The organism is Bradyrhizobium sp. 147 (genome assembly GCF_023073935.1).
Classification (GTDB): Bacteria; Pseudomonadota; Alphaproteobacteria; order Rhizobiales; family Xanthobacteraceae; genus Bradyrhizobium.
The window spans coordinates 63,122-85,817 of the sequence record NZ_JADPKL010000028.1 but is presented as its reverse complement, the minus strand read 5'-3'; the positions used below and the strand labels follow the sequence as shown (position 1 = coordinate 85,817).

Here is a 22,696-nt window from a genome sequence, read left to right as displayed (position 1 = left end):
TGCGCTGATGACGGCCGGCGTTCTGCTGACCGGGTGCGACACCGACCAGGTCTCGCTCGCGACCAACGCCAAGGCCAACCAGCCGGTGCCGCCAAAGCTGCTCGCCGCGATGACCGAGAAGGACATGGATCTGCAATCGCCGATCCTGGTCCGCCTGTTCAAGCAGGAGGCCGAGCTCGAAGTCTGGAAGCAGACCCGAAGCGGCCAGTTCGCGCTGCTCAAGACCTATCCGATCTGCCGCTGGTCGGGCGATCTCGGCCCCAAGGTGCGCGAAGGCGACCGCCAGGCGCCGGAAGGATTCTACTCGATCAATCCGAGCCAGATGAATCCGCAATCGGCCTATTACCTGTCCTTCAATACCGGTTACCCCAACGCGTTCGACAAGGCGCTCGGGCGCACCGGCTCGCAGCTGATGGTGCATGGCGATTGTTCTTCGCGCGGCTGTTACGCCATGACCGACGAGCAGATCGCCGAGATCTATTCGCTAGGGCGCGAATCCTTTTTCGGCGGCCAGAAGGCGTTCCAGCTCCAGGCCTATCCGTTCAAGATGACCCCGGTGAACATGGCCAAGCACCGGAACAATCCGAACATGCCGTTCTGGAAGATGATCAAGGAAGGCTATGATCATTTCGAGGTGACGCGGCAGGAGCCGAAGGTCGATTTCTGCGAGAAGAAGTACGTGTTCGATGCAGCCAAGCCGGCGGACGCCAAGCGCGACCCGGTGTTCGACGCCTCGGCAAAATGCCCGGCCTATGTCATCCCCGAGGACATCGCCGCCGCCGTGCGGGGGAAGCAAGCCAAGGACGAGGCGGAATACGCTAGGCTGGTCGCCAAGGGCACGCCGGTGGCGCGCATGAACACCGGCATCGACGGCGGCATGAACAAGGTCTTCGCCGCGAAGATTCCGGAAGGCTCCACGGGCCTGTCCGAGAGCGCCGAAGGCACCACGCTGCAGATGTTGGCGATGGCCAAGGCGCCGGGCACCATCCCCGGCCATGTCAATCCGCCCAAGCCGAATCTCGATGCGGCGGCATCCGCGCCTGCGCCGCAGGAAGAGCCGGTCACAGCTACCAGCGCGCCCGCGACCAGCACCCGCGTCGCCGCGGCCCAGCCTGCCGAGAAGACCCAAGAGAAATCCGGAGGCTTCTTCTCCAACCTCGGCCGCAAGATGGGCCTTGGCTCCGCCGACACCACGGCGACCACCCCGCCGCCGCAAGCCACCGCCTCCGTGGCCCCGGCCGCCACGACGCCGACGCCGCCCACCGCAGCGTCGCGGCTCAAGGCCGCCGTGACCCGGTTCGTGCCGGGGCACGACAAGTCCAAGGACGTTGCGAAGGACGCGCCGAAGCCGGCCGCGACCGTGGCCGCCAAGCCGGCAGAGCCCGCAAACACCCGCCTCGCCCAGACACGCCCGGCGCTGAAGCCGTCGGTGAGCGAAGGTGCAGGTGAGAGCGGTCAGATCGCCGGCGCCGCGCCGGTGGTGTCGTCGAACTCGTTCGACAGCCGCTTCGGAGCGATGAAGTAGGGACGATGCCGCGCCTTCCGGCATAAGCCAAGCACGACGTCGGGTTGGTTCCCTCCATAAATCCGGAACGCCTCTGGATGTGCCGGATTGCGTCGCCCGGTCACGCGGCTATAGTTGCGGCGTTTGCTCCTACGCGCTGCGCATGAGTGGATTTGGGCATCTCGATCACCTGATAGACCGCATTTACGAGGCCGGGCTGATACCGTCATTGTGGCCCGAGGTCCTCAATGAAATCGGTCACGCCATCGGCGGCAATGGCGGACTGCTTTTCGCGGTACGGGACGGCTATGTCAGCGGGATCAATTCCGTCAATCACGACCAGACCATGCATCTTTTCTTGGAAGAGGGATGGAGCGAGCGCGATCCGCTGCTGCCGCGTGCCGCCGCCCTCAACTACGCCGGCTTCCTCAACGATGGAGACCTTGTATCGGAAGAGGAGATCGCGACCAATGACGTGTACTGCAATTTCTACCGCAGGCACGGAATCGGCTACAGAGCCGGGACCATCATTTCAATACCGAGCGGCGATTCCATTGCGATCGTCATGCCGCGACACCAAAACAATGGACCGGTGCCGCGCGAGATCGTCTCGTTCCTCGATGGCCTGAGGCCGCATCTGGCTCGGGCGTCTCTGACTGCAAACCGGCTTGGCTTCGAGCGCGCACGCGCGCAAGCCGATGCATTGCAGGCCATCGGGCTGCCCGGAGCGATCTTGCGCGAACGGGGCAAATTACTCGCGGCGAACGGGCTGTTCGAAGCGCTGATGCCGTCGCTATTCCAAGACCGCGCAGAGCGGCTGACCCTGACCGATGTCAACGCGGACGGATTGTTCTCGGCGGCGCTGGGGAGCTCGTTCGTCGGCAACAGCCGGGGCGTCAAGTCCCTCGCCATCGCAGCGGCCATGGACCGCGTACCAATGGTCGTGCATGTCGTCCCGGTGCGCGGATCGGCGTGCGATATCTTCACGCAAGCCACCTTCATGCTCATCGTGACACCCGTCGATCGCGGCGCGGTCCCGAGCGCGGAAGTCCTGCAAGGGCTGTTCGACCTGACGCCGGCAGAGGCCCAGGTCGCACGTGGCGTTGCACAGGCCGGATCGGTTGATGCCCTCGCGGCAAGAATCGGCGTGACGCGAGAGACGGTGCGCACGCAGCTCAAAGCCGTGCTGTCGAAGACCGGCCTTTCCCGTCAGCAGGAGCTCGTCAGCTTACTCGCTGGCAAGGCGTTGCGCGGCGGCTAGAGTGCCATCCACCCGCAGAGACATCCCTCATCGCCCTTACGCCCGACGGCCCAGACCGGGACTTTGCCTCGGCACATGCCCCTTTCACCCAAATGGGTGAAGACAGGTATCGGACCTCCGCGTTCAAGTTTGTCGGGTTGGATCCAAGGTGAGAAGCGGCGACAATGGCTAGACCGGAGTTTCCCACATTCGAAATGACTTTGGTGCAGCGCAAGCGAAAAAGATGGGCCTGGAGCGTTTTCACCATCGGAGGAGCAGTCGTGGTGCAGGGGCGGGAATCAAGTCGACACGCCGCAAAATACCAGGCCGAGCGCGCACTTTTCATGCTGCTTCTGACGGCGCCCTATCGGTCGCGACTTCCCGCATAGCGAGGCTCTCAACGAGGTTGCGCTTGGCCCTGGTTCGAGCCGGAGCCACAGGTCGAGATTGTCGCCCTTCGTGGGTGAGTCACGGTGATCAACCGAGAGGCTGCGGCGTACTGCATGCCCTGCTTTCGCGGAGCATGAAAGCTGTGGTCGCTGTGGGTTCGGCGCGCCTCACGCGCATTCGCTACGGCGCCAGATAGCGCATCAGCTCCGGATTGCCCCGCACCTCACCCGCCTCACCCTCAAGCGCGACGCGGCCGCGATCGAGCACGTAGGCGTAATCGGCGACGCGCAGCGCGAGGTCGAGATGCTGCTCCACGATGATGACGGCGATGGTCTTCGCGAGCTCGATCAGGCGCTCGGTGATCTCCTCGATGACGCCGATCCAGACCCCTTCGGTGGGCTCGTCCAGCAGCAGCAGCTTTGGATCCCCCAGCATGGCGCGGCCGATCGCGAGCATCTTGCGCTCGCCGCCGGAAAGGGTCCCGGCAGGCTGGTCGAGACGCTGGCCGAGCTTGGGGAAGATGGTCAGCACGCGATCGACCGCGGAGGAATCCTTGTTCGCGAGCGAGCCGACGGCGAGATTGTCCCGCACCGACAGGCGCGCGAACACCGAATGCTCCTGCGGGACGTAGCCGATACCGGCGCGCACGCGCTGCTCGGTGGCGCGGCGGCTGATGTCGCGGCCGTCGAAGGCGACCTCGCCCTTCCAGGCCGGCAGCTCGCCGACGATGGTCTTCATCAGCGTGGTCTTGCCGGCGCCGTTGCGGCCGAGCACGGCGACGCCGCCGCGCCAGGGGATGCCGAGGCTGACGCCGAACAGCACCTGGCTGCGGCCATAGCCAGCATCGAGATGCTTGATGTCCAAAAATTCAGGCACGGCGCAGATAAATCTCCTGGACGGCTTTGTTGGCCTGGATCTCGGACACCGTGCCTGATGCCAGCACCCTGCCCTGGTCGAGCACGGTGAGGCGATCGCAGATGTCGCGGATGAAATCGAGGTCGTGCTCGACGATGACGAGCGAACAATGCTGCTTGATCGGCTCGAGCAGTTCGCCGGTGACGCGGCGCTCCTCGAGGCTCATGCCGCCGGTCGGCTCGTCCAGCAGCAGGAGTTTTGGCTTGCCCGCCAGCGCCATCGCGATCTCCAGCCATTGCTGCTGGCCATGCGACAGCGCGGCGGCCGCATCGAAGGCGCGGTTCGCCAGACGAAACTGCGTCAGCATGGTCATGACCTGGTCGTGCAGCAGCCTGCGCGTGCGCGAGCATACGAGATCGAACAGCGAAGACTGCGCCTGCAGCGCAAGCAGGATGTTGTCGTACAGGGTCAGCGACGGCAGCACGGACGTGATCTGGAATTTCAGGCTCATGCCGGCGCGGGCGCGCTCGGTCGGCGTGAGGGCGGTGATGTCGGTGTTGACGAAGCTCACCTTGCCCTGCGTCTGCACTTCGGCCCCGGCGATGCACTTCATCAGCGTGCTCTTGCCGGAGCCGTTCGGTCCTATCAGCCCGTGAAACTCGTTTTCGCCGACGCTGAGCGCCGCGCCGTCGAGCGCGGTGAGCTTGCCAAAGACCTTGCTGATGCCGGCGGCTTCAAGGAGCGGCATTGCGCTTCTCCTTGGGTTTGGCACCGAAGCTGCCGACGCGTTCACGCTCGCCGAGGACAAAACTGATCAAGCCGAGCGGCCGGAACAGGATCACGAGCAGCAGCAACAAGCCGAGAATGATTGGCCAGATATCGCGGTAATTGTCCGACAGCCAGAAGCTGACGCCTTCGACAATGACGGCGCCGATGACGGCGCCGATCAGCGTGCCGGAGCCGCCGAACAGCACGTAGAGCACCACCTGGGTCGACACCACGACGCCGACCATATTGGGCCAGACGAAGCCTTCATGGAAGGCATAGAGGCTGCCGGCGAGCCCGGCGATGGCGCCGCCGATGGTGAAGATGATGGCTTTGAGATGCTGCGCCTTGTAGCCGAAGAAGGCGATGCGTTGTTCGTTCTCGCGCAGGCCTGCCAGCGCAAGGCCGAACTGCGAACGCACCAGGAAGCGGCAGAGCAGGTAGACCACGACGAGGATGCCGAGCACGAGATAATAGAAGGCCGGCCCTTCCGAGAGTTCGTATGAACCAAGCGACATTGGCGCGATCGAGGGGATGCCGTTCTGACCGCCAAGATAGTACCAGCCGCGCGCCAGGCGGTCGGCCGCGTAGGAGCCCGTCAGCGTGCCCAGTGACACGAAGATCACGCTGGAGGGATGCCGCCCCAGCAACAGAAAGCCGCCGAGCAGCAGTGCGAAGGTCAGGCCGATCAGCGTGCCCGCCGGCAGCACCAGAAACATGTTGGTGATATCGAGGTCGCGCGCGAGCAGCGCGACGCCATAGCCGGCCGATCCGAAGAACAGGGCCTGACCGAAGCTCATGATCCCGGCATAACCCCAGACGAGGTCGAACGACAGCGCGAACAGCGCGAGGATGATCACGCGCGTCGCGAACACGGTGAGGTAGTCCTGGAGCACCAGCGGCGCGAGCAGTGCCGCGACGAGCACGACGCCTTCGACGATCGGCAGGACTTTTCGTCCTGCCTCGATTTGTTCCCTGGCCCGTCCCGCTGCCACGCGTTCAGCCATCGCGTCGTCCGCTTCGTCGCCGGCGATGGCTTCTCTTACCACGCTCATCGGCTTCCCATTCCGCCTCAGCATTCCTTGGGATCGACAAGCCCGTCGCTGCGGGCGACGATCTCATAATTTCCGCCCTTGGCCACCGCGGTATACATCTTCATCTTGCAGTGCCGCTTGCCCGGCACCATTTCGGCAGGTCCGCCGGGACCTTCGGCGATCTTGGCGTGGTCGAGCGCGGCGGCAACGGACTCGCGGTCGACCTTGCCCGCTTCCTTGACCGCCGCTTCCCACAGCTTCAGGCCGCGATAGGTGCCGGTGGCGGCGCTGCCGGCGGCGAACAGGAAGTTGCCCGGGAAGTCCTTCTCGTAGGCCGCCTGGATTTTTGCGTCGAAGGGGCTTTCCTTGGTCAGCACCTTGAAATAGTCGAGGCAGCTTGCGAGCCCCTCGATCTCGGCGGCCTGATTGATGTTGAGCGTGTTCTCATCATAGTAGACGCAGGCCAGGCGCCCGCCGTTCTTGAGGAATCCGGCTTCATAGAGCTGCTTGAAGAACGGCCCGACGCCAGGCGGAATGACGGTGTTGAAGACGACGTCGACCTTGTTGGAGATGATGCGGTTGACGGTCGCGGAGAAATCGACCTGGTCGAGCGGATAGTATTCCTCGAACACGATCTCGCCGCCGTTCGCCTCGATCACCTTGCGGGCATAGACGTTGAGCGTGTGCGGCCAGACATAATTGGCGCTCGGCAGCGCGAACTTCTTGCCGCCGTTCTTGATCAGCCAGGGGATGAACTCGTCGCATTGCTGCGCCGGCGTCGGTCCGGTGCAGAACAGATAGGGCGTGCACTCCTTGCCTTCATAGAGCTGCGGATAGATGTAGAGCGTCTTGCCGCGTGCCACGATCGGATCCTTGATCGCGTTGCGCATCGAGGAGGTGATGCCGCCCAAGACCATGTCGACCTTGTCGCGCTGGATCAGCTTGCGGACATTGCCGACGGCGACGGATTCGTTGGAAGCGGTGTCCTCGATATAGAGCTCGAGCGGCCGGCCGAGCAGGCCGCCGGCGGCGTTGATCTCCTTGATCACCATCTTGGCGACGTTGGCATCGGCATTGCCGGCATAGGCGATCGGACCGGTGAGGTCGGTGGCGATGCCGACCTTGATCGGGGCTTCGGCCGCATTGGCCCAGGGAGCCGGAATCACCCAGCTGCCGACGCTGGTTGCGACCGCACCGGAGGCAAAGGCAAGATTGGAGAGAAAGCGGCGCCGTGAGAGCTGAGTGCGATCGAACATGTGACTAAACCCCTTTTCCTGCGATGAGGCCCTGCGGACGGAATTTGATGAAGACAATGGCGAGCACGAAGACCAGCACGTCGGCGACGACGGGCGCCATCACCCACGGCAGCGCCGCGCTGAGCGTGCCGATGACGCCGGCGCCTGCGACCGGTCCGATGAAGGAGCCGACGCCGCCGACCATGACCGCGACAAAACCCTGGATCAGAAAGCGCAGGCCGAGATCGGCAAACAGGCTGAACACCGGCACGATCAGCGCACCGGCAAGGCCGGCAAGCGCGGCGCCGAACGCAAACGTAGCGCCGTAGATCAGCGGCGTGGAGATGCCCGACGCGCGTGCCAGCGACGGATTCTCCAGCGTGGCCCGCACGCGCAGGCCAAAACTCGTGCGCGACAGCAGCAGATAGCAACCGCCCATCACCAGGAGCGTGATCACGATGATGGTGAAACGCCAGGCCGAGATGTGCATGGCGCCGATGTCGAGCGAGCCGCCGATCGGCTCCGGCACGGTGAGGTAGAAGCCGCCGATCAGCCCGCGCACGGATTCCCGGATGATGAGGCCGAGCGCATAGGTGCCGAGCATGGCGACGATGGGCGCGGCATAGAACCGGCGGATGATCAGCGCCTCCAGCACGAAGCCGAGCGCGCCGACCGCGAAGGGCGCCGCAGCCATGCCCGCCCAGATCGGCAGCCCCTTGGCGTAGGCAAGATAGGTGATGTAAGCCCCGAGCAGGACGAACTCGCCTTGCGCGAAGTTGAAGATGCCCATCATGCTGGCGATGATCCCGAGCCCCAGCACGATCAGGACGATGATCGCGCCAAAGCTCAGGATCTCGAACGCCGCGACGAACGCGTTAGCCATGCGTTGCGTTTCCGTTCGCCTGCATCGAAGCCTCGCTCACATTTTCTTCCAGTCGCCGATCTGCTCGAAGGCATGGGCGGCGCGGTAGATCGTGGATTCCTCGAACATGCGGCCGACCAGCATCAGGCCGACGGGCAGGCCGTCGACCATGCCGCAGGGCAGCGACATCGCGGGATGATGGGTGATGTCGAACGGCGCGGTGTTGGAGATCATCTCGAGCGCGCGGGCTACGTATTCCTCGCGGCTGGCATTGGGCTCCGGCAGCTTGGTCGCCTTCATCGGTGTGGTCGGCATCAACAGCAGATCGTAATCGCTGAACGCCTTGTCATAGGCCGCGGTCAGCCGGCGGGAGATGTTGAGCGCCTTGCCGTAGAAGCGTGGCCCGAAATTGTTGTTGATGTAGGTGCCGAGCATCATGAACAACTTCGTGGTCTCGGACAGCGAGTCGGCCTGCCGGCGCCAGCCGCGGTGAAAATCCATCAGGGAGGTCGAATAGAGATCGCCGCGGCTGAGGCCGTAACCGTCGCCGAACATCATGGTCTGGGTCAGGCCTTCGGTGCCGATCGGGGTCCAGATCGCGCCGCCCAGGAGGTGCATCGGAATCGATACCGTCTCGACACTGGCTCCAAGATCCTTGAAGCGTTTTGCCGCCTCGCGCACACTTTCATTGACCGCCGCCTCTGCGACCGGCTGCTCAAAGCCTTCCTTGACGATACCGATCTTCATGCCCTTGACGCCCTGGCCGAGCGCCTTGGTGTATTCCTCGACCTTCGGCGCCTTGATGCGCGGATCATAGCCGTCGTCGCCGGCGAGCACTTCGAGCAGCAGCGCGTTGTCGGCGACCGTCGCAGTCATCGGTCCGGTATGATCGACGTAGATCTCGATCGGCATGATCCCGGTATAGGGCACGAGGCCCCAGGTCGGCTTCATGCCGTAGATGCCGCAGAACGAGGACGGCATGCGGATCGAGCCGCCCTGATCGCCGCCGATCGCCATGTGGACCTCGCCGAGTGCAACCACGACGCCAGAGCCTGACGACGAGCCGCCAGCCGAGTAGCCCATCTTGTGCGGATTATGCACTGGCCCGTACGAGCCGGTGTGGCTGCCGCCGGACAGGCAGAAGTGCTCGCAATGCACCTTGCCCTTGATTTCGGCGCCGGCATCCAGCATGCGCGTGACGATCGTGGCGTCGAAATCGGGCACATAGCCTTCCAGCGTCGACGACCCGTTGGTCATGGGAACGCCGGCCAGCATGATGTTGTCCTTCAGCGCGACGGTCTTGCCCTTGAGCTTGCCGCTGGCGGCGCCCTTCACGGTCGACTTGCGATACCAGGCATTGCGCGGGTTCTCTTCGGCCGAGGGTCGATATCCCGGCGTGCGCGGGTATTTGACCTCCGGCACCTCGTCCGGCATCGCGGCGACGAGATTGTAGGCTTCGATCGAGCCCTGCATCAGGCCGCGGAACGAGGCGACGTCGTCGTCGGTCAGCGAAAGGCCGCACTGCTTGGCGACGCTGCGAAGTTGGGCTGGCGTGGGAAGGACAACTGTCACGGCGCTCTCCTCAAAGGCTTCTTGATCCCTGGCGTGGACGGAAGCCGCATGGTCCCGCGCCTGCACAGCGCGGGACCAATCGGCATCGCGTCGATATTACAGACAGAAATATTTTCCTTTTCAAGTATTATTTCGAAAATCCGCCAGGACCACTCGACAATCTCGTTTCAGACCGGCTTGATCAGCTTGAAATCGAGACCGTCAGCCTCGGCGAGATACATCTGCATCCGGGCGTGACCGTTGCGAACGGTGACCGGGCCGCGCGCGCCGCCATAAACGATGTTGCGCCCCGCCGCGAGCATCGGAGCCATGGACAACGAACCTGCCTTATTCGCGACGGCTTCGAGGAAACGCAGTCCTTCGTAGCTGGACTGGCCGAGCGAGCCGATCGGCGGAGCGTTTGGTCCGAACATCGCGCGATAACGGATCTGGAAGTCGTCGTTGCTCCGCGAGCCGATGCCCGGGAAATAGCCGGAGGCGCAGAACATGTTCTCGCTGTTGTCGGCGCCGATGCCGAGCAGGACCGTCTCGTCCATCGCGCCGGCCAGCCGCAGCGTCGTCGCGGCAAGCCCGCATTCGCCGAAGGCACGGTTGAAGGTGATGCTGTCGGTGCCGATCAGCGAGATCAGCACGACATCCGGCCTCGCGGCGCGGATGCGCGCCAGATGAGGCTGGTGATTGTCCTCGCCGAGAGGAACGAACTCCTCGCCGACGACAAGGCCGCCGGTTTCCTTGATGTAATTCTTCACGGCGCGATGCGACTGCCAGGGCCAGACATAGTCGCTGCCGATCAGGTACCAGCGCGACGCCTTCTTGACCTCGGCGAGCCAGTGGATCGAGGGCCGGCTCTGCCAGCGCGGCGTCTCACCGATCGCCATCACGCCCGGCGTGCACTCGCCGCCTTCATAGACCGGCGTATAGATGTAGGGGATGCGATGACGCGTAGTGACGTCGCGCAAGCCGACACGGACCGCGCTGGTGTGCAGCCCGACGATGAGATCGACCTCGTCGAACGCGATCGCCTGCTCGGCGCGGTTCAGCACCTCGTCGAGCGGTCCGCCGGCGTCGTAAATGGAAAGCTCGATTTCGCGCTCGAGAATGCCGCCGCGCTTGTTGATCTCGGCAACGGCGAGCTTGGCGCTGTTGGTCGCACAGGGGCCCCAAACTCCAGGCGAGCCGGTGCAGCAGATGAAGCCGCCGATCCGTAGCTTGTTCGCGCGGCGCCGCTTGAAGAAGGCGTGATCCCTGGGCGACAAGACACCATCAGCCGCCGATGACGACAGATTCCTGAACAGCAAGGACGGCGGCAACGCCGGGCCGCCGTGAGCCGGGAAGTATACCGTCGCGCGCACGCCAACTCCTGTCTGGGACCAGACTTGAAAGCACATTGAGCAGGCGGCCGCGGCTTCCGCCCTTTTGTTGGGCAATGATCCTATTTTGAAAATATTGAATATTCAACAATTGAAGTGCATATAGATGCGGCATTGATTGCAAGACATTCACTCATTTGGGTCAAGACGAAGTCTTAGCCGTGGCAAAATCCTCGAAAGAAAACTCCCCGATCACCGATCATCTCGCCTATCTGCTCGCGCAAGCCAACCGGGAGATCAACCGGCAGCTCGAACTACGGTTGAGCAAAGAGGGCGTGCCGGTCGAGCAATGGCGCATCCTGAAAGTGCTGTCGGATGGCAACGGGCATTCGATGGGCGAACTCGCCGATGCCGTGCTGCTCAACCATCCGACATTGACCAAGATGATCGACCGCATGGTCTCGGACACGTTGGTCTACCGCGTGCAGGATCCGAACGACCGCCGCAAGGTGCTGATGTTCATCTCCGACCGCGGCAAGGTGCTGAGCAAGAAGCTCAACTCGCTTGCGGTGGACCAGGAGGAGCACATCCTGGAGAGCTACGGCGACAAATCGACGAGTGAGCTCAAGCGGCTGCTGGAGAGCTTGATCGACAGCTCGAATTGAGGGCTGATTAAGTTCGGCTTCTCAAAGCACGTCGTCCTTGACAAGCGAAGTTCTTGGCAACGCGCAGCGTTGTCCGGGGCGGAGCGCTGATCCAGGGCCCATTACCACCGCATTTACTTGGCGACGACTGGCGGTTGCCTGCGTCGCGCCGCGACTTCCCCTGGGTAATTGGCTTCGCCAGGACGACGGTGGGGTGAGAGCTGGGCGCGTCACGCTCAACTGTCATCGCCCGCCTTGTGCGCACTTGCGCACTGCAACAGGCGATCCAGTATTCCGGAGACGGTCGCGATTGAGCCGAGAAGCCGTGGCGTAATGGATCGCCCGGTCAGTCGGGCGACGACACTCGAGAATGAGGCGCCGGTGTTGCGCCCCACTAATACATTCAAGCCTTACGCGTACCTGCCGCGGCAGTGCTTGTATTGCCATTGCAGATAATGATTTCAGCAACTTACGACCCCGGAAATTAGCCCTGTCAATTTTTTGTCGAGAACCCTGTCTCGTCTCCTGTGCATCGTAGGCTCCCGGTGCGCCCTAACTCGCTCAGAGCGTCTGATGCGTTTTGCTTTGCCCGAGTGTCTGGACCGCGCAGCTAGCCCGAACGCATCGTCGGGGCTCGTCTTGGGCTGCCGGGGTAGCTCTAGCGTTTTGGGCTGCTGTTAGCGACCGAAGTTTCCCCGGGATTGATGCGTTGCGGAAGCAGCTTGTGGGTGGCTGCAAACTGAACGATGCTGCCGTTTTACCGGTGAGCTTTCAACGTGAATTACACCAGGGAGGATTGCAATGAAGATGGTGCTGCTCGGCATTGCTTTGGCTTTCATCGTGGCCCCAGCCGCTGGTGCGCAGGACTCTCCCTTTCGTAAAGAGCTGAAGCGAGGTGACCTCACTGGCACGAACATGGAGATCATCACGAGCATTAGCGAGCTGAAGCCCGGGGATGTCTCGATGCGCCACATTCATCATGGCGACGAGTCATATTACTTCCTCGAAGGGGGTACGATCGAACTGCCCGATGGAAGGCAGATGCCGATCCCGACTGGCACTGTTGGCTTGAACGTACGAGACACGCCGCACGGTGCTTACAAGGTCGTCGGTGACAAGACGATCAAGCTCTTGACGGTGCACATCGTCGACAAGGGCAAGCCGCTCTACGATGCACCGCCGAAGTAGCGATGATGGGGTTGCGATAGCTGAGAAGTGCTTCGCCAAGCAGCAGAGTCGCTTGGAATGCCATTAGATGTAATGGCTGATTGGTGGCACTCTATTTGGAACGGGTCAGGTTGGTATTGTACGCGGACAACCAATCGATTGTCGTTGGCCTCTAGACGATTGGAGGAAATAGAAATGCGTATTCGGTTGGTAGTTTGTGCGGCCGCATTGCTAGCGATGAGCACGGCAGATGCATCGGCGTTCTCGATGAACTTTCGATGGTGCGGATTGAGTTCGCCAGTGTTCTCGTTGAGCGGCGTGCCGAAGGGGACGACGACGCTGCAATTCCACATGGTTGATCTTCAGGTACCGAGCTACAATCACGGTGGCGGAACGGTGCCGTACAAAGGGCAATCAACGGTAGCTTGTGGAGCTCTGAAGAACTACTCGCCACCAAGCCCGCCGAGCGGCAGCCATTCTTATCAGATCACCGTCACCGCTTTCGGCCCGGGTAATTCAAATTTGGGATCAGCGACCTTTACGAGGGAATTCCCAGAGAAGTGACCCTGCAAAGCTTGGCCGGTTTTTGCTGATCGGGGTTGACGAGCTTCGCTAAGCGGCTGGCGTCGCTTGAAATGTCAATAGAAGAATGACGTGGCTGGCTTGACGGACTCCAGGGATGCAGACTGGCATGGCAAGACTGTTCGTCTGCAGCGCCCCAGGCTACTTCATATTGGCTGGCCGGCGCCACTATTCCTGACGCCTAACTTGCTTGCAGACGCACCGCACCAGTGAAGCCAAGATCGCTGGTGCGGCGCTAAGGATTGAAACGCAATCTACTGCCGGTCGTAAACGGCTACGTTACTAATTGGCTGACCATTGGCACCGACGCCCTCGATAGTAACAGTAAAGGTTTTGCCGTCAGCTGATATCTCGTTCGAGCCGGTTTGAATGGGCTTATCAGCTTTGGATCGGACCCACTTCACGTGGTGATCATCGACTGGGGTGTAGGTCGTCGCATCAAACAAGGGATTGCCTGTCGTGGGGTGAGGCTTCCCATCATAGATGTGCATGAAGACTATTTTTGTGACCTGACCCTGTGCGTCGACCGTTTCGGCAGTATTCTGGAGATCTTGCCCTGCCCGTTGGAAATTGAGGGTTTGGCTCTTCGGTGGTGGGCCAGGACTAAATTTTGATTTTTCGAGGTTGAGCTTCCAGGTGCCTAGCAGAAGATTGCTCTGCGTGAGCCCCATCTGAGATCCTGCTGCGACGAATGCCGCTGACAGCAGCCCCATAGCGAGTATGGTTCGTCGATTCATGTTCTTCCTCCTCAAGGGATCATTGATTACCTCTGGCTCTTGAAGTCTGCGGTGTGAAAGTCGGCGGTAGCAGTAGAACGGCTACCACCCGCATCAATTCTAATCTGAAACGTGTAGCTTTGACCACTTTTCAAGTTTCTCCGGGTAAAATTGGGAGTCACATCGATGGTGCGTATGATCGTACTTGCCTTAGGCATGGCGGTGATCTCGGGTGTGGCTGCTGGACAGGAGCCGCAGGTCAGTGGCGACCAGTACGCCGAACTCCAAAAGAACTTTGCCGAGGCTTATAATCGCAAAGACGTCGATGCCATGGCGGGCGCCTTCACTGAGGATGCCATCAGAGTAACGCCGAGCGGGATGTTCGTGGGCCGAGAAGCCATTCGTCGGAATCTGCAGGATGTCGTCAATCTGGACCTGCACGATTACTCGGTAGAGCGGAACGTAACCCGGTCTGTTGGGAATTTTGTCTTCAATGCTGGCGAATGGCGAGCCAAGCTCGCGGACCAACCGCTGCGGGGCTACTACACCGCCATCATCGTCCGAGACGGCGATCAAGCCAAGATCATGGAAGAGACCGTGACCATAGCTGCGCCAGGGCAGTGATGGCCGAAATGCCAATAGAGAAATGGCTGGCTTGATGGGCTCCAGGGATGCAGACCTGCATGGCAAGACTTGTTCGTCTGCAGTACCGCACTGGACTAAATAGAAGCGACTATCCCTACAGCAGATCTCGGGTGCTAAACCTGTCGAGCTTGCACTAAGCGAGCGGAGTTCAGTGAGGGCATCACCTCAAAAACGAGATTGGATGGGTCACAAGCTGCCGACGCCCCAACATCGGTGGCATGATGAGGGCAACGCTGCACTGCGACCCTCGAGCTGCACAGCTTCGGCCAAATGGGGCTGTGCCTGCTAGCGCTGACGAACAGGACGTAAAAGGAAGACCGCTCAGCCACCCCGTACCAAAGTGTGTCTGCATTTGGCGTGTGACGGGGCTATATGCAAGCTTGCACGATCATGCTTTGGCCGTCGTCGGCTGAAGTGTGATTGACTTGATGGTAGGTTGGCCTAACACCCGAAACTTCAACCACGGCACACGAGCGTAGCGAGTATCGCCGCAGGCGATTGTTGGCGGTTAGACTTGGTGACCACGGTAGTGATGGTGACTGCCGGTGCCCCTGAAGTTCGGCAAGCACCACCAGGATCGAAATGCTTTCAAGAGTTGGACGGCCGAAAATTTACAGCAGGTGGTTCGTCCGTGTAACCGTTTGAAATCACTGGCTAAGCGTACCTGCCGTGGCAGTGCTTGTACTTCTTGCCCGAGCCGCACGGGCAGTCCTCGTTGCGGCCGATCTTGCCCCAGCTTGCCGGGTTCTTGGGATCGCGAAGGGCGGCATCAGTGGCCTGCGCTCCGAGCGAGACGCTGGCGATGGCCATTTCGTCCTCGCCGGTGTTCGGGTCGAACTTGTGCGCCTCCATCGGCGGCAGCAGCGGGGCTTCCTCCTCCGGCGGGACGATCTCGACGCGCATCAGCTGCGCGGTGACGGCCTCGCGCAAATGTGCGCTCATCTCCTGGAAGAGATTGAAGGCCTCAGTCTTGTACTCCTGCAAGGGATCGCGCTGGCCGTAACCGCGCAGACCGATGACCTGGCGCAGATGGTCGAGCATGATCAGGTGCTCGCGCCAGAGATGGTCGAGCGTCTGCAACAGAATGGTCTTCTCGACGTAACGCATCACGTCGGGCCCCCATTGCGCGACCTTGGCCGCCATGTGCTCGTCGGCTTTGGTCTCAATGCGGTTCAGCAGCTCCTCGTCGGCGATTCCCTCTTCCTTGGCCCATTCGTCGACCGGCAGGTCGAGATCGAGCACACGCTTCAGCTCGTCCTTCAGGCCCGCCACGTCCCACTGCTCGGCATAGGCATGCTCGGGCACGTGCTTGGCGACGAGATCGTCGATGAAAGCGTGGCGCATGTCGGTGACGGTCTCGACAACGCTCTCGTCCTTCATCAGCTCGACGCGCTGATCGAAGATCACCTTGCGCTGGTCATTCTGGACGTTGTCGAACTTGAGCAGGTTCTTGCGGATGTCGAAGTTGCGCGCCTCGACCTTCTGCTGCGCCTTCTCCAACGCCTTGTTGATCCAGGGATGGATGATGGCCTCGCCCTCTTGCAGGCCGAGACGCTGGAGCATGCTGTCGAGACGGTCCGAGCCGAAGATGCGCATCAGATCGTCTTCGAGCGACAGGAAGAATTTCGAGCGGCCGGGGTCGCCCTGACGGCCGGAACGGCCGCGGAGCTGGTTGTCGATGCGGCGGGATTCGTGCCGCTCCGAGCCGATGATATAAAGGCCGCCCGGCTTCTTCACGGTCTTGGCTGGCTTGCTCCCCTTCGCCGGCTCGATCTCGATGGTCTCCTCGGCCTTCAGCACGAGATCGCGGAAGTGCGCGATGTCGGCCTTGATCTGCTCGATCTTCTTGGCCTTCTCGGCCTCGTCCTCGATGCCTGCGGTCTCCTGCTGGATACGCATCTCGAGCGAGCCGCCGAGCTTGATGTCGGTGCCGCGGCCGGCCATGTTGGTCGCGATCGTGATCGCACCGGGCACGCCCGCTTCGGCGACGATATAGGCTTCCTGTTCGTGGAAGCGCGCGTTCAGCACCGCGAACAGCTTTGCCGGCTTGCCGGCGCGGGCCGCAGCATAGAGCTTGTCGAGCGCGTTCTCCTTGCCGAAATCGATCTGCTTGTAGCCGTTCTTCTTGAGGAATTCGGCGAGCACTTCCGACTTTTCGATCGAGGCGGTGCCGACGAGCACCGGCTGGAGCCGCGAATTGGCACGCTCGATCTCGGCGAGGATCGCGCCGTATTTTTCCTGCTGGGTGCGGTAGACCTCGTCGTCCTCGTCGAGGCGCGCGACCGGCAGGTTGGTCGGGATCTCCACGACCTCGAGCTTGTAGATGTCGAACAATTCGTCCGCTTCGGTCGCGGCCGTGCCGGTCATGCCCGCGAGCTTCTCGTACATGCGGAAATAGTTCTGGAAGGTGATCGAGGCCAGCGTCTGGTTCTCAGGCTGAACCTGGACGTGCTCCTTGGCTTCCAGCGCCTGATGCAGGCCCTCCGAATAGCGGCGGCCCGGCATCATGCGGCCGGTGAACTCGTCGATGATGACGACCTCGTTGTCGCGGACGATGTAGTCCTTGTCGCGCGTGAACAGCGTATGGGCGCGCAGCGCCTGGTTGATGTGGTGCACGACGGAGACGTTCTCGACGTCGTAGAGCGACTCGCCCTTGAGCTGGCCCGCGTCGCGCAGCAAGGTCTCGATCTTCTCCATGCCGGCTTCGGTGAGCGTCACCGTGCGCTGCTTCTCGTCGACGTCGTAATCGGTCTTGTCGAGCTTGGGCAGGAACGAATCGATGGTGTTGTAGAAGTCGGAGCGGTCGTCGAGCGGGCCGGAGATGATCAGCGGCGTGCGCGCTTCGTCGATCAGGATGGAGTCGACCTCGTCGACGATGGCGAAGAAGTGCGGCCGCTGGACCATGTCCTCGAGCCGGTACTTCATGTTGTCGCGCAGATAGTCGAAGCCATATTCGTTGTTGGTGCCATACGTAATGTCGCAGGCATAGGCCGCCTTGCGTTCGGCATCGTCGAGGCCGTGCACGATCACACCGGTGGTCATGCCAAGGAAGCCATAGATCTGACCCATCCAGCCGGAGTCGCGGCGGGCGAGATAATCGTTGACGGTGACGACGTGGACGCCCTTACCGGCGAGCGCGTTGAGGTAGACCGCGAGCGTCGCCACCAGCGTCTTGCCTTCGCCGGTCTTCATCTCGGCGATGTCGCCCTCGTGCAGCACCATGCCGCCGATCAGCTGGACGTCGAAATGGCGCTGGCCGAGCGTGCGCTTGGCCGCCTCGCGCACTGTGGCGAAGGCAGGCACCAGAAGGTCGTCGAGCGTCTTGCCCTCGGCGAGTTGCTTCTTGAACTCGGCGGTGCGGGCCTTGAGCGCTTCGTCAGAGAGTTTCGAGACTTCGGGCTCCAGCGCGTTGATCGCGTTGACGCGGGACTGATATCCCTTCACCCGCCGGTCGTTGGCGGAGCCGAAAAACTTGCGGGCGAGCGCGCCGATCATGCCTAGTTCCTGTGTTCGCGATTTAACCGCGTTGCAGCCAAGAAGTTGTCACCCGCCTGCCTATCAACTCACCGTGACGCCGATGGCGCCTTCAGCCCGGACTGCGGGGGTGGTCCGCCATATGGGTGGGAATTGAGCAAGTCTGGGTTCAACGGCCAAAAACGCAGCAAAATAAACGCTATCGCCATGGACGCGACCGGCCAGAGATATGGCCGGCCTCTAGCCTTGTCAACGGCGGCCGCATTGCGGCTAATTCATCATTTTGACAGACTTTTCGCGTTGCCAAGCCCCCCTGAATTGGGCGAGTGTCCGCCCCGCTCGAGCAGCCCCCTGCTTCAACATAAGGATTTTCCATGACCACCTCGTTCCCGGTAACCACCGGCCAGCGTTTCCGCCATGCGTCCGCCCTGGCCGGCTGCCTCGCTTTGGCGCTGTCCCTGGCGTGCGCTGGGCCGCTCCGCGCCGCCGACGATCCGGTGCTGGCGAAGGTCAATGGCGCGGAAATCAAGAAGAGCGACGTCGCCATGGCCGAGGAAGAACTCGGACCCAGCCTGGCCCAGATGGACCCGGCGACCAAGGACGAGAACGTCCTGTCCTTCCTGATCGACATGAAGATCGTCAGCAAGGCTGCCGAAGACAAGAAGGTCGCCGACAGCGAGGAGTTCAAGAAGCGCCTGGCATTCGCCCGCAACCGCCTCCTGATGGACAGCCTGCTTGCCGGCGAGGGCAAGGCCGCCACCACCCCCGACGCCATGAAGAAGGTCTATGACGAGGCCTCCAAGCAGATCACCGGCGAGCAGGAGGTGCGCGCCCGCCATATCCTGGTCGAGACCGAGGACGAGGCCAAGGCAGTGAAGGCCGAGCTCGACAAGGGCGCTGATTTCGCCGAGCTTGCCAAGAAGAAATCCAAGGACCCGGGCTCTGCCGACGGCGGCGACCTCGGCTTCTTCACCAAGGAGCAGATGGTGCCGGAATTCTCGGCCGTCGCCTTCACGCTCGAGCCGGGCAAGATCTCCGACCCCGTGAAGTCGCAGTTCGGCTGGCACATCATCAAGGTCGAGGAAAAGCGCAACCGCAAGGCGCCGGACTTCGAGCAGGTGAAGACCCAGATCGAGAACTACGTCACCCGCAAGGCCCAGGCCGACTACGTCGCCAAGCTGCGTGCCGAGGCCAAGGTCGAGCGGCTGGACCAGCCGGCAGCGGACGCCGCCAAGTCGGACGCCAAGCCGTCTGACAGCAAGATGGCGCCGCCGGCGAAGAAGTAAGAATTTGCTGTCACTTCGCTGACGCCAAGAGTATCTAAGCATCGCAATGGCCGGGCATCGCCCGGCCATCTGCATGTCAGATCCACCAAGGCGCCCCCGCGATGTCTTCAACCGTCTCCCCGCTCGCCCCAAAAACCGTTCCCGACATGCCCGTGATCGCGGGCGTCCGTCTTGCGACCGCCGAGGCCGGCATCCGTTACAAGAACCGCACCGACGTGCTGCTGGCGGTGATGGATCAGGGCACGGCCGTGGCCGGAGTCTTCACCAGGTCGAAATGCCCCTCCGCGCCGGTCGAATGGTGCCGCGCCAAATTGAAGGGCGGTAAGGCTCGCGCTCTGGTCGTCAACTCCGGCAACGCCAATGCCTTCACCGGCAAGACCGGCCGCGCCTCCACCGCGCTGACCGCGAAGATCGCGGCCAAGGCCGTTGGATGCAGCGAGAGCGAGATTTTTCTCGCCTCGACCGGCGTGATCGGCGAGCCGCTGGACGCGACCAAGTTCGACGGCGTGCTCGGCCGCCTCGCCGAGACCGCGGAGCCCGGCGATTATCTCGCCGCGGCCAAGGCGATCATGACCACCGACACCTTCCCGAAGGTCGCGACCGCGACCGTCAAGCTCGGCAAGGCCAAGGTCACCATCAACGGCATGGCTAAGGGCGCCGGCATGATCGCTCCCGACATGGCGACCATGCTGTCCTTCATCTTCACGGACGCGCCGATCGCGCCCGCCGCGCTGCAAGCCATGCTCAAGAGGGGCGTCGAGGACACCTTCAATGCAGTGACGATCGACGGCGACACCTCGACCTCGGACACGCTGCTCGCCTTCGCGACCGGCACCGCGGCGAAACATGGTGCGCCGAAGATCAGCCGGGCCGGCGATCCCAGGCTGAAGGCCTTCGTCAAGGCATTCAACCAGGTGCTCGCCAATCTGTCCGAGCAGGTGGCCCGCGACGGCGAAGGCGCACGCAAGCTGGTCGAGATCACCGTCGAGGGCGCCAAGACCAAGGCCTCGGCGCGCAAGATCGCGATGTCGATTGCCAACTCACCCCTGGTCAAGACCGCGATCGCCGGCGAGGACGCCAATTGGGGCCGCGTGGTGATGGCGGTCGGCAAGGCCGGCGAGCCGGCCGATCGCGACAAGCTCTCGATCTCCTTCAACGGCATTCGCGTCGCCAAGAGCGGCGCGCGCGATCCGTCCTATGACGAAGCGCAGGTCTCGGAAGCGATGAAGGCACCGGAGATCGCGATCAAAGTCTCGCTCGGCCTTGGCAAGGGCCGCGACCGCGTCATGACCTGCGACCTCACCAAGGAATATGTCGCGATCAACGGCGACTACAGGTCCTGAAGGCTCCATCATTGAGGTGCGAAGCGCGCAGCGCGCAGCGATGCACGCCTTCCCTCCAAGGACGAACGGCCGCGCTACCGCCGCACGGGGAGAACTGGGCCGCCGTTCTGCCGCGAGGGCCGCTGAAGAAGCGACCGTCTCAGGATGACGGCGATGGAGCTCTGCTTCATCTCACCCGGAGATCCGCGCGTCGGCGACCGCCTTCTTGAACAGCGCATTCATCGCTTCGGAGATGCCCTGCGTCGGGCTGACCTCGAAATACAGGCCCGGCGAGGCGCAGCTCTGCATGTTCTGCGCGATCTCGCTGTTCGGCGACGGACCATAGGGCCCAGCATTAAACGGATTGATCCATTTCATGTACCAGCTGTTGGTGGGCAGCGCGAGATACGTCGTGTACAAGACCGCAACCTTGACCCCGCGATCCCTCATGGCCTTGCACAGCAATGGGTTGAGCGGCGACTGGCATCGTGTGCTGCCTGAGAGCGGCTTCAGGCATGCGGTGTTGCTCTCGTCAGCAACCCCATCAGATACGAAGAACAGATATTTGAGCGGGCTGGATGACGTGCCGGGGCCGGGTGAACTGATCTCCTTGTCAATCGCAGGAAATATCGCGGTGAATGCCGTGTCCTGATCGCCGTTCTCGTTCTGGCCGTTCACCGACATCAAGTCGATCTTGCCGGCCGCCGACTTGGCGCTGGAGAGCGACGCCGACAGCGAGAACAGATTGCGCAGACCGAGCGTGCTTGCGGAGCCGCCGAAATCATAGATCGCCATTCTGAACTGGTTTGAATAGGTTTCGGTTGCGCTCGCCGTGTCCATTAGCGACTGCGTGGCACTCCGAAGCACGTCGATCCGGGTGGTCACGCCGAGCTTCCTGGCAAGGTCGTAATAATTGTTCTTGTCCTTGAGATCATGGCAGGCGAACGCGCACTTGTCCGACGTGTTGTTGACCATCGTCTGCACGTCGCCGGGCGTCGCGCCGACGCCCATCGAAGGCGAGTTGTCGAGTAGCAGGTAGAAGTCGATATAGAGCGGCATGCTGGCCGTCGCGGTCGACGTGCCGCTCACGGTCAGCGCGGTCTTGCCGATTACGCCGAGAAACATGGTGTTCAGCTCGGCGCTGAATGAGACCGTGGACTTGACGGTCGAGCCGCTCTTGACCACCGTCGGCGTGATGTTCTTGAGCGTGTAGCCGGTCAGGTTGGCGCGGTTGGCATCAAAAATGTTCTGGGCATCGGTAACGCCGACGGAAATCGGGCCGTCCGAGGTCATCGTGCCCGCGGCGGCAAAGGCCGGCGAGGACTTGGCCACCGAGCCGACGCTGGCCGCATCGGCCGCGCCCTGAAGCTTGGAGCGGATCTGCGTCGCACGAGAGTAGTCGACCGCACAGCCGACCACGGTGATCAGCGGCACGCAGCAGAGTGCGAAGATCAGCGCGATATTGCCGCGCCGGTCGTGGACGAATCGGCGGATGATGATGCCAATGGCAGCGCGCATGGAGCGAGACCCGGAATGGTTTCAGCGTTGCCACTCTAGGAACCGTCGATTAAATATGACTTATGAAGGCCGTAGAACGCGGCCCCAAGCCGGGTTAACGAACCGTTGCGAGCGATCCTTCAGCAAACGATGGGCATGGCCGATCTCAAACTCACATTGGTGGTGGCCTGCGCCCTGGTCGACGCCGACAAGCGCGTCCTGATCGCGCAACGCCCCGAGGGTAAGGCGCTGGCCGGCCTTTGGGAATTCCCGGGCGGCAAGCTCGAGCCCGGCGAGCGGCCCGAGCAGAGCCTGATCCGCGAGCTCCACGAGGAGCTCGGCATCACGGTCGCCGAGCCGTGCCTAGCCCCGCTCACCTTTGCGAGCTACGGCTACGAGACCTTTCACCTGTTGATGCCGCTCTACATCTGCCGGCGCTGGGAGGGGCAGGTTACGGCGCGCGAAGGCCAGGCTCTGGCCTGGGTCCGCGCCAACAAACTGCGCGATTACCCGATGCCGCCCGCCGACATCCCGTTGATCCCGCAGTTGATCGATTTGCTGATGTGACCTCAGGGAGCCATCACGCTCTCAGCCTC

At 62.2% G+C, this 22,696-nt stretch carries 19 protein-coding genes; 9 read left to right on the top strand and 10 right to left on the bottom strand.

The genetic code is table 11. The features are described 5' to 3' along the window. Window positions 1-7: 7 nt before the first annotated feature. Together IVA87_RS08380 and IVA87_RS08375 are read left to right on the top strand one after the other, a co-directional pair. Window positions 8-1,525 carry a murein L,D-transpeptidase family protein gene (locus tag IVA87_RS08380; protein ID WP_247297843.1) on the top strand — a complete coding sequence of 506 codons (1,518 nt, stop codon included), beginning with the start codon at window positions 8-10 and terminating at the stop codon, window positions 1,523-1,525. A gap of 79 nt (window positions 1,526-1,604) precedes the next feature. Next, window positions 1,605-2,765, top strand: a complete 1,161-nt coding sequence (locus IVA87_RS08375) for a LuxR family transcriptional regulator (RefSeq protein ID WP_247297841.1) — start codon at window positions 1,605-1,607, stop codon at window positions 2,763-2,765. Window positions 2,766-3,314: 549 nt separating this feature from the next. Here the strand turns inward: IVA87_RS08375 and IVA87_RS08370 are convergent. From IVA87_RS08370 to IVA87_RS08340, 7 genes are all read right to left on the bottom strand, one after another. Next, window positions 3,315-4,010 carry an ABC transporter ATP-binding protein gene (locus tag IVA87_RS08370; RefSeq protein ID WP_247297838.1) on the bottom strand — a complete coding sequence of 232 codons (696 nt, stop codon included), beginning with the start codon at window positions 4,008-4,010 and terminating at the stop codon, window positions 3,315-3,317. Further along, window positions 4,003-4,737 (bottom strand): ABC transporter ATP-binding protein, encoded by a 735-nt coding sequence (locus IVA87_RS08365; protein WP_247333314.1) that lies wholly within the window; start codon window positions 4,735-4,737, stop codon window positions 4,003-4,005. Before IVA87_RS08365 ends, IVA87_RS08370 begins: the two co-directional genes overlap by 8 nt. Beyond that, entirely contained in the window at window positions 4,724-5,809 is a 1,086-nt protein-coding gene (locus IVA87_RS08360; protein WP_247333313.1) for a branched-chain amino acid ABC transporter permease, read from the bottom strand. Before IVA87_RS08360 ends, IVA87_RS08365 begins: the two co-directional genes overlap by 14 nt. Window positions 5,810-5,826: 17 nt before the next feature. Beyond that, window positions 5,827-7,044: a substrate-binding protein gene (locus IVA87_RS08355; RefSeq protein WP_247297832.1), complete on the bottom strand. Its 1,218-nt coding sequence runs from the start codon at window positions 7,042-7,044 to the stop codon at window positions 5,827-5,829. A 4-nt stretch (window positions 7,045-7,048) separates the two neighbouring features. Then, on the bottom strand, window positions 7,049-7,906 hold the full coding sequence (locus IVA87_RS08350) for a branched-chain amino acid ABC transporter permease (protein ID WP_247297830.1): 858 nt from the start codon (window positions 7,904-7,906) through the stop codon (window positions 7,049-7,051). Between the two features lie 36 nt (window positions 7,907-7,942). Further along, entirely contained in the window at window positions 7,943-9,457 is a 1,515-nt protein-coding gene (locus IVA87_RS08345; protein ID WP_247297828.1) for an amidase, read from the bottom strand. 167 nt (window positions 9,458-9,624) lie between these two features. Then, window positions 9,625-10,809: a substrate-binding domain-containing protein gene (locus IVA87_RS08340; RefSeq protein WP_247333312.1), complete on the bottom strand. Its 1,185-nt coding sequence runs from the start codon at window positions 10,807-10,809 to the stop codon at window positions 9,625-9,627. A 179-nt stretch (window positions 10,810-10,988) separates the two neighbouring features. Here IVA87_RS08340 and IVA87_RS08335 point away from each other — a divergent pair, with 179 nt between their 5' ends. From IVA87_RS08335 to IVA87_RS08325, 3 genes are all read left to right on the top strand, one after another. Beyond that, window positions 10,989-11,432, top strand: coding sequence for a MarR family transcriptional regulator (locus tag IVA87_RS08335; protein WP_247276280.1), 444 nt, complete (start codon window positions 10,989-10,991; stop codon window positions 11,430-11,432). Window positions 11,433-12,212: 780 nt separating this feature from the next. Further along, a complete protein-coding gene (locus IVA87_RS08330; RefSeq protein ID WP_247297824.1) occupies window positions 12,213-12,599 on the top strand; it encodes a cupin domain-containing protein in 387 nt (128 codons plus the stop codon). A 174-nt stretch (window positions 12,600-12,773) separates the two neighbouring features. Then, a complete protein-coding gene (locus IVA87_RS08325) occupies window positions 12,774-13,142 on the top strand; it encodes a phospholipid-binding protein (protein ID WP_247297822.1) in 369 nt (122 codons plus the stop codon). 272 nt (window positions 13,143-13,414) lie between these two features. Here the strand turns inward: IVA87_RS08325 and IVA87_RS08320 are convergent, their stop codons facing one another. After that, window positions 13,415-13,897 carry a hypothetical protein gene (locus IVA87_RS08320; protein WP_247297820.1) on the bottom strand — a complete coding sequence of 161 codons (483 nt, stop codon included), beginning with the start codon at window positions 13,895-13,897 and terminating at the stop codon, window positions 13,415-13,417. Window positions 13,898-14,062: 165 nt separating this feature from the next. On the opposite strand from IVA87_RS08320, the gene IVA87_RS08315 reads away from it, so the two are divergent. After that, on the top strand, window positions 14,063-14,500 hold the full coding sequence (locus IVA87_RS08315) for a DUF4440 domain-containing protein (RefSeq protein WP_247297818.1): 438 nt from the start codon (window positions 14,063-14,065) through the stop codon (window positions 14,498-14,500). Window positions 14,501-15,175: 675 nt separating this feature from the next. Here the strand turns inward: IVA87_RS08315 and secA are convergent. Continuing rightward, window positions 15,176-18,016, bottom strand: coding sequence for a preprotein translocase subunit SecA (gene secA / locus IVA87_RS08310; RefSeq protein ID WP_247333311.1), 2,841 nt, complete (start codon window positions 18,014-18,016; stop codon window positions 15,176-15,178). Between the two features lie 353 nt (window positions 18,017-18,369). On the opposite strand from secA, the gene IVA87_RS08305 reads away from it, so the two are divergent. Both IVA87_RS08305 and argJ read left to right on the top strand, forming a co-directional pair. Further along, window positions 18,370-19,281 carry a peptidylprolyl isomerase gene (locus IVA87_RS08305; protein ID WP_247297814.1) on the top strand — a complete coding sequence of 304 codons (912 nt, stop codon included), beginning with the start codon at window positions 18,370-18,372 and terminating at the stop codon, window positions 19,279-19,281. A 101-nt stretch (window positions 19,282-19,382) separates the two neighbouring features. Then, a complete protein-coding gene (gene argJ, locus IVA87_RS08300) occupies window positions 19,383-20,624 on the top strand; it encodes a bifunctional glutamate N-acetyltransferase/amino-acid acetyltransferase ArgJ (RefSeq protein WP_247297812.1) in 1,242 nt (413 codons plus the stop codon). 171 nt (window positions 20,625-20,795) lie between these two features. Here the strand turns inward: argJ and IVA87_RS08295 are convergent, their stop codons facing one another. Beyond that, on the bottom strand, window positions 20,796-22,121 hold the full coding sequence (locus IVA87_RS08295; protein ID WP_247333310.1) for a TadE/TadG family type IV pilus assembly protein: 1,326 nt from the start codon (window positions 22,119-22,121) through the stop codon (window positions 20,796-20,798). Window positions 22,122-22,256: 135 nt separating this feature from the next. On the opposite strand from IVA87_RS08295, the gene mutT reads away from it, so the two are divergent. Beyond that, on the top strand, window positions 22,257-22,667 hold the full coding sequence (gene mutT / locus IVA87_RS08290; RefSeq protein WP_247333309.1) for an 8-oxo-dGTP diphosphatase MutT: 411 nt from the start codon (window positions 22,257-22,259) through the stop codon (window positions 22,665-22,667). Window positions 22,668-22,696: the final 29 nt, after the last annotated feature.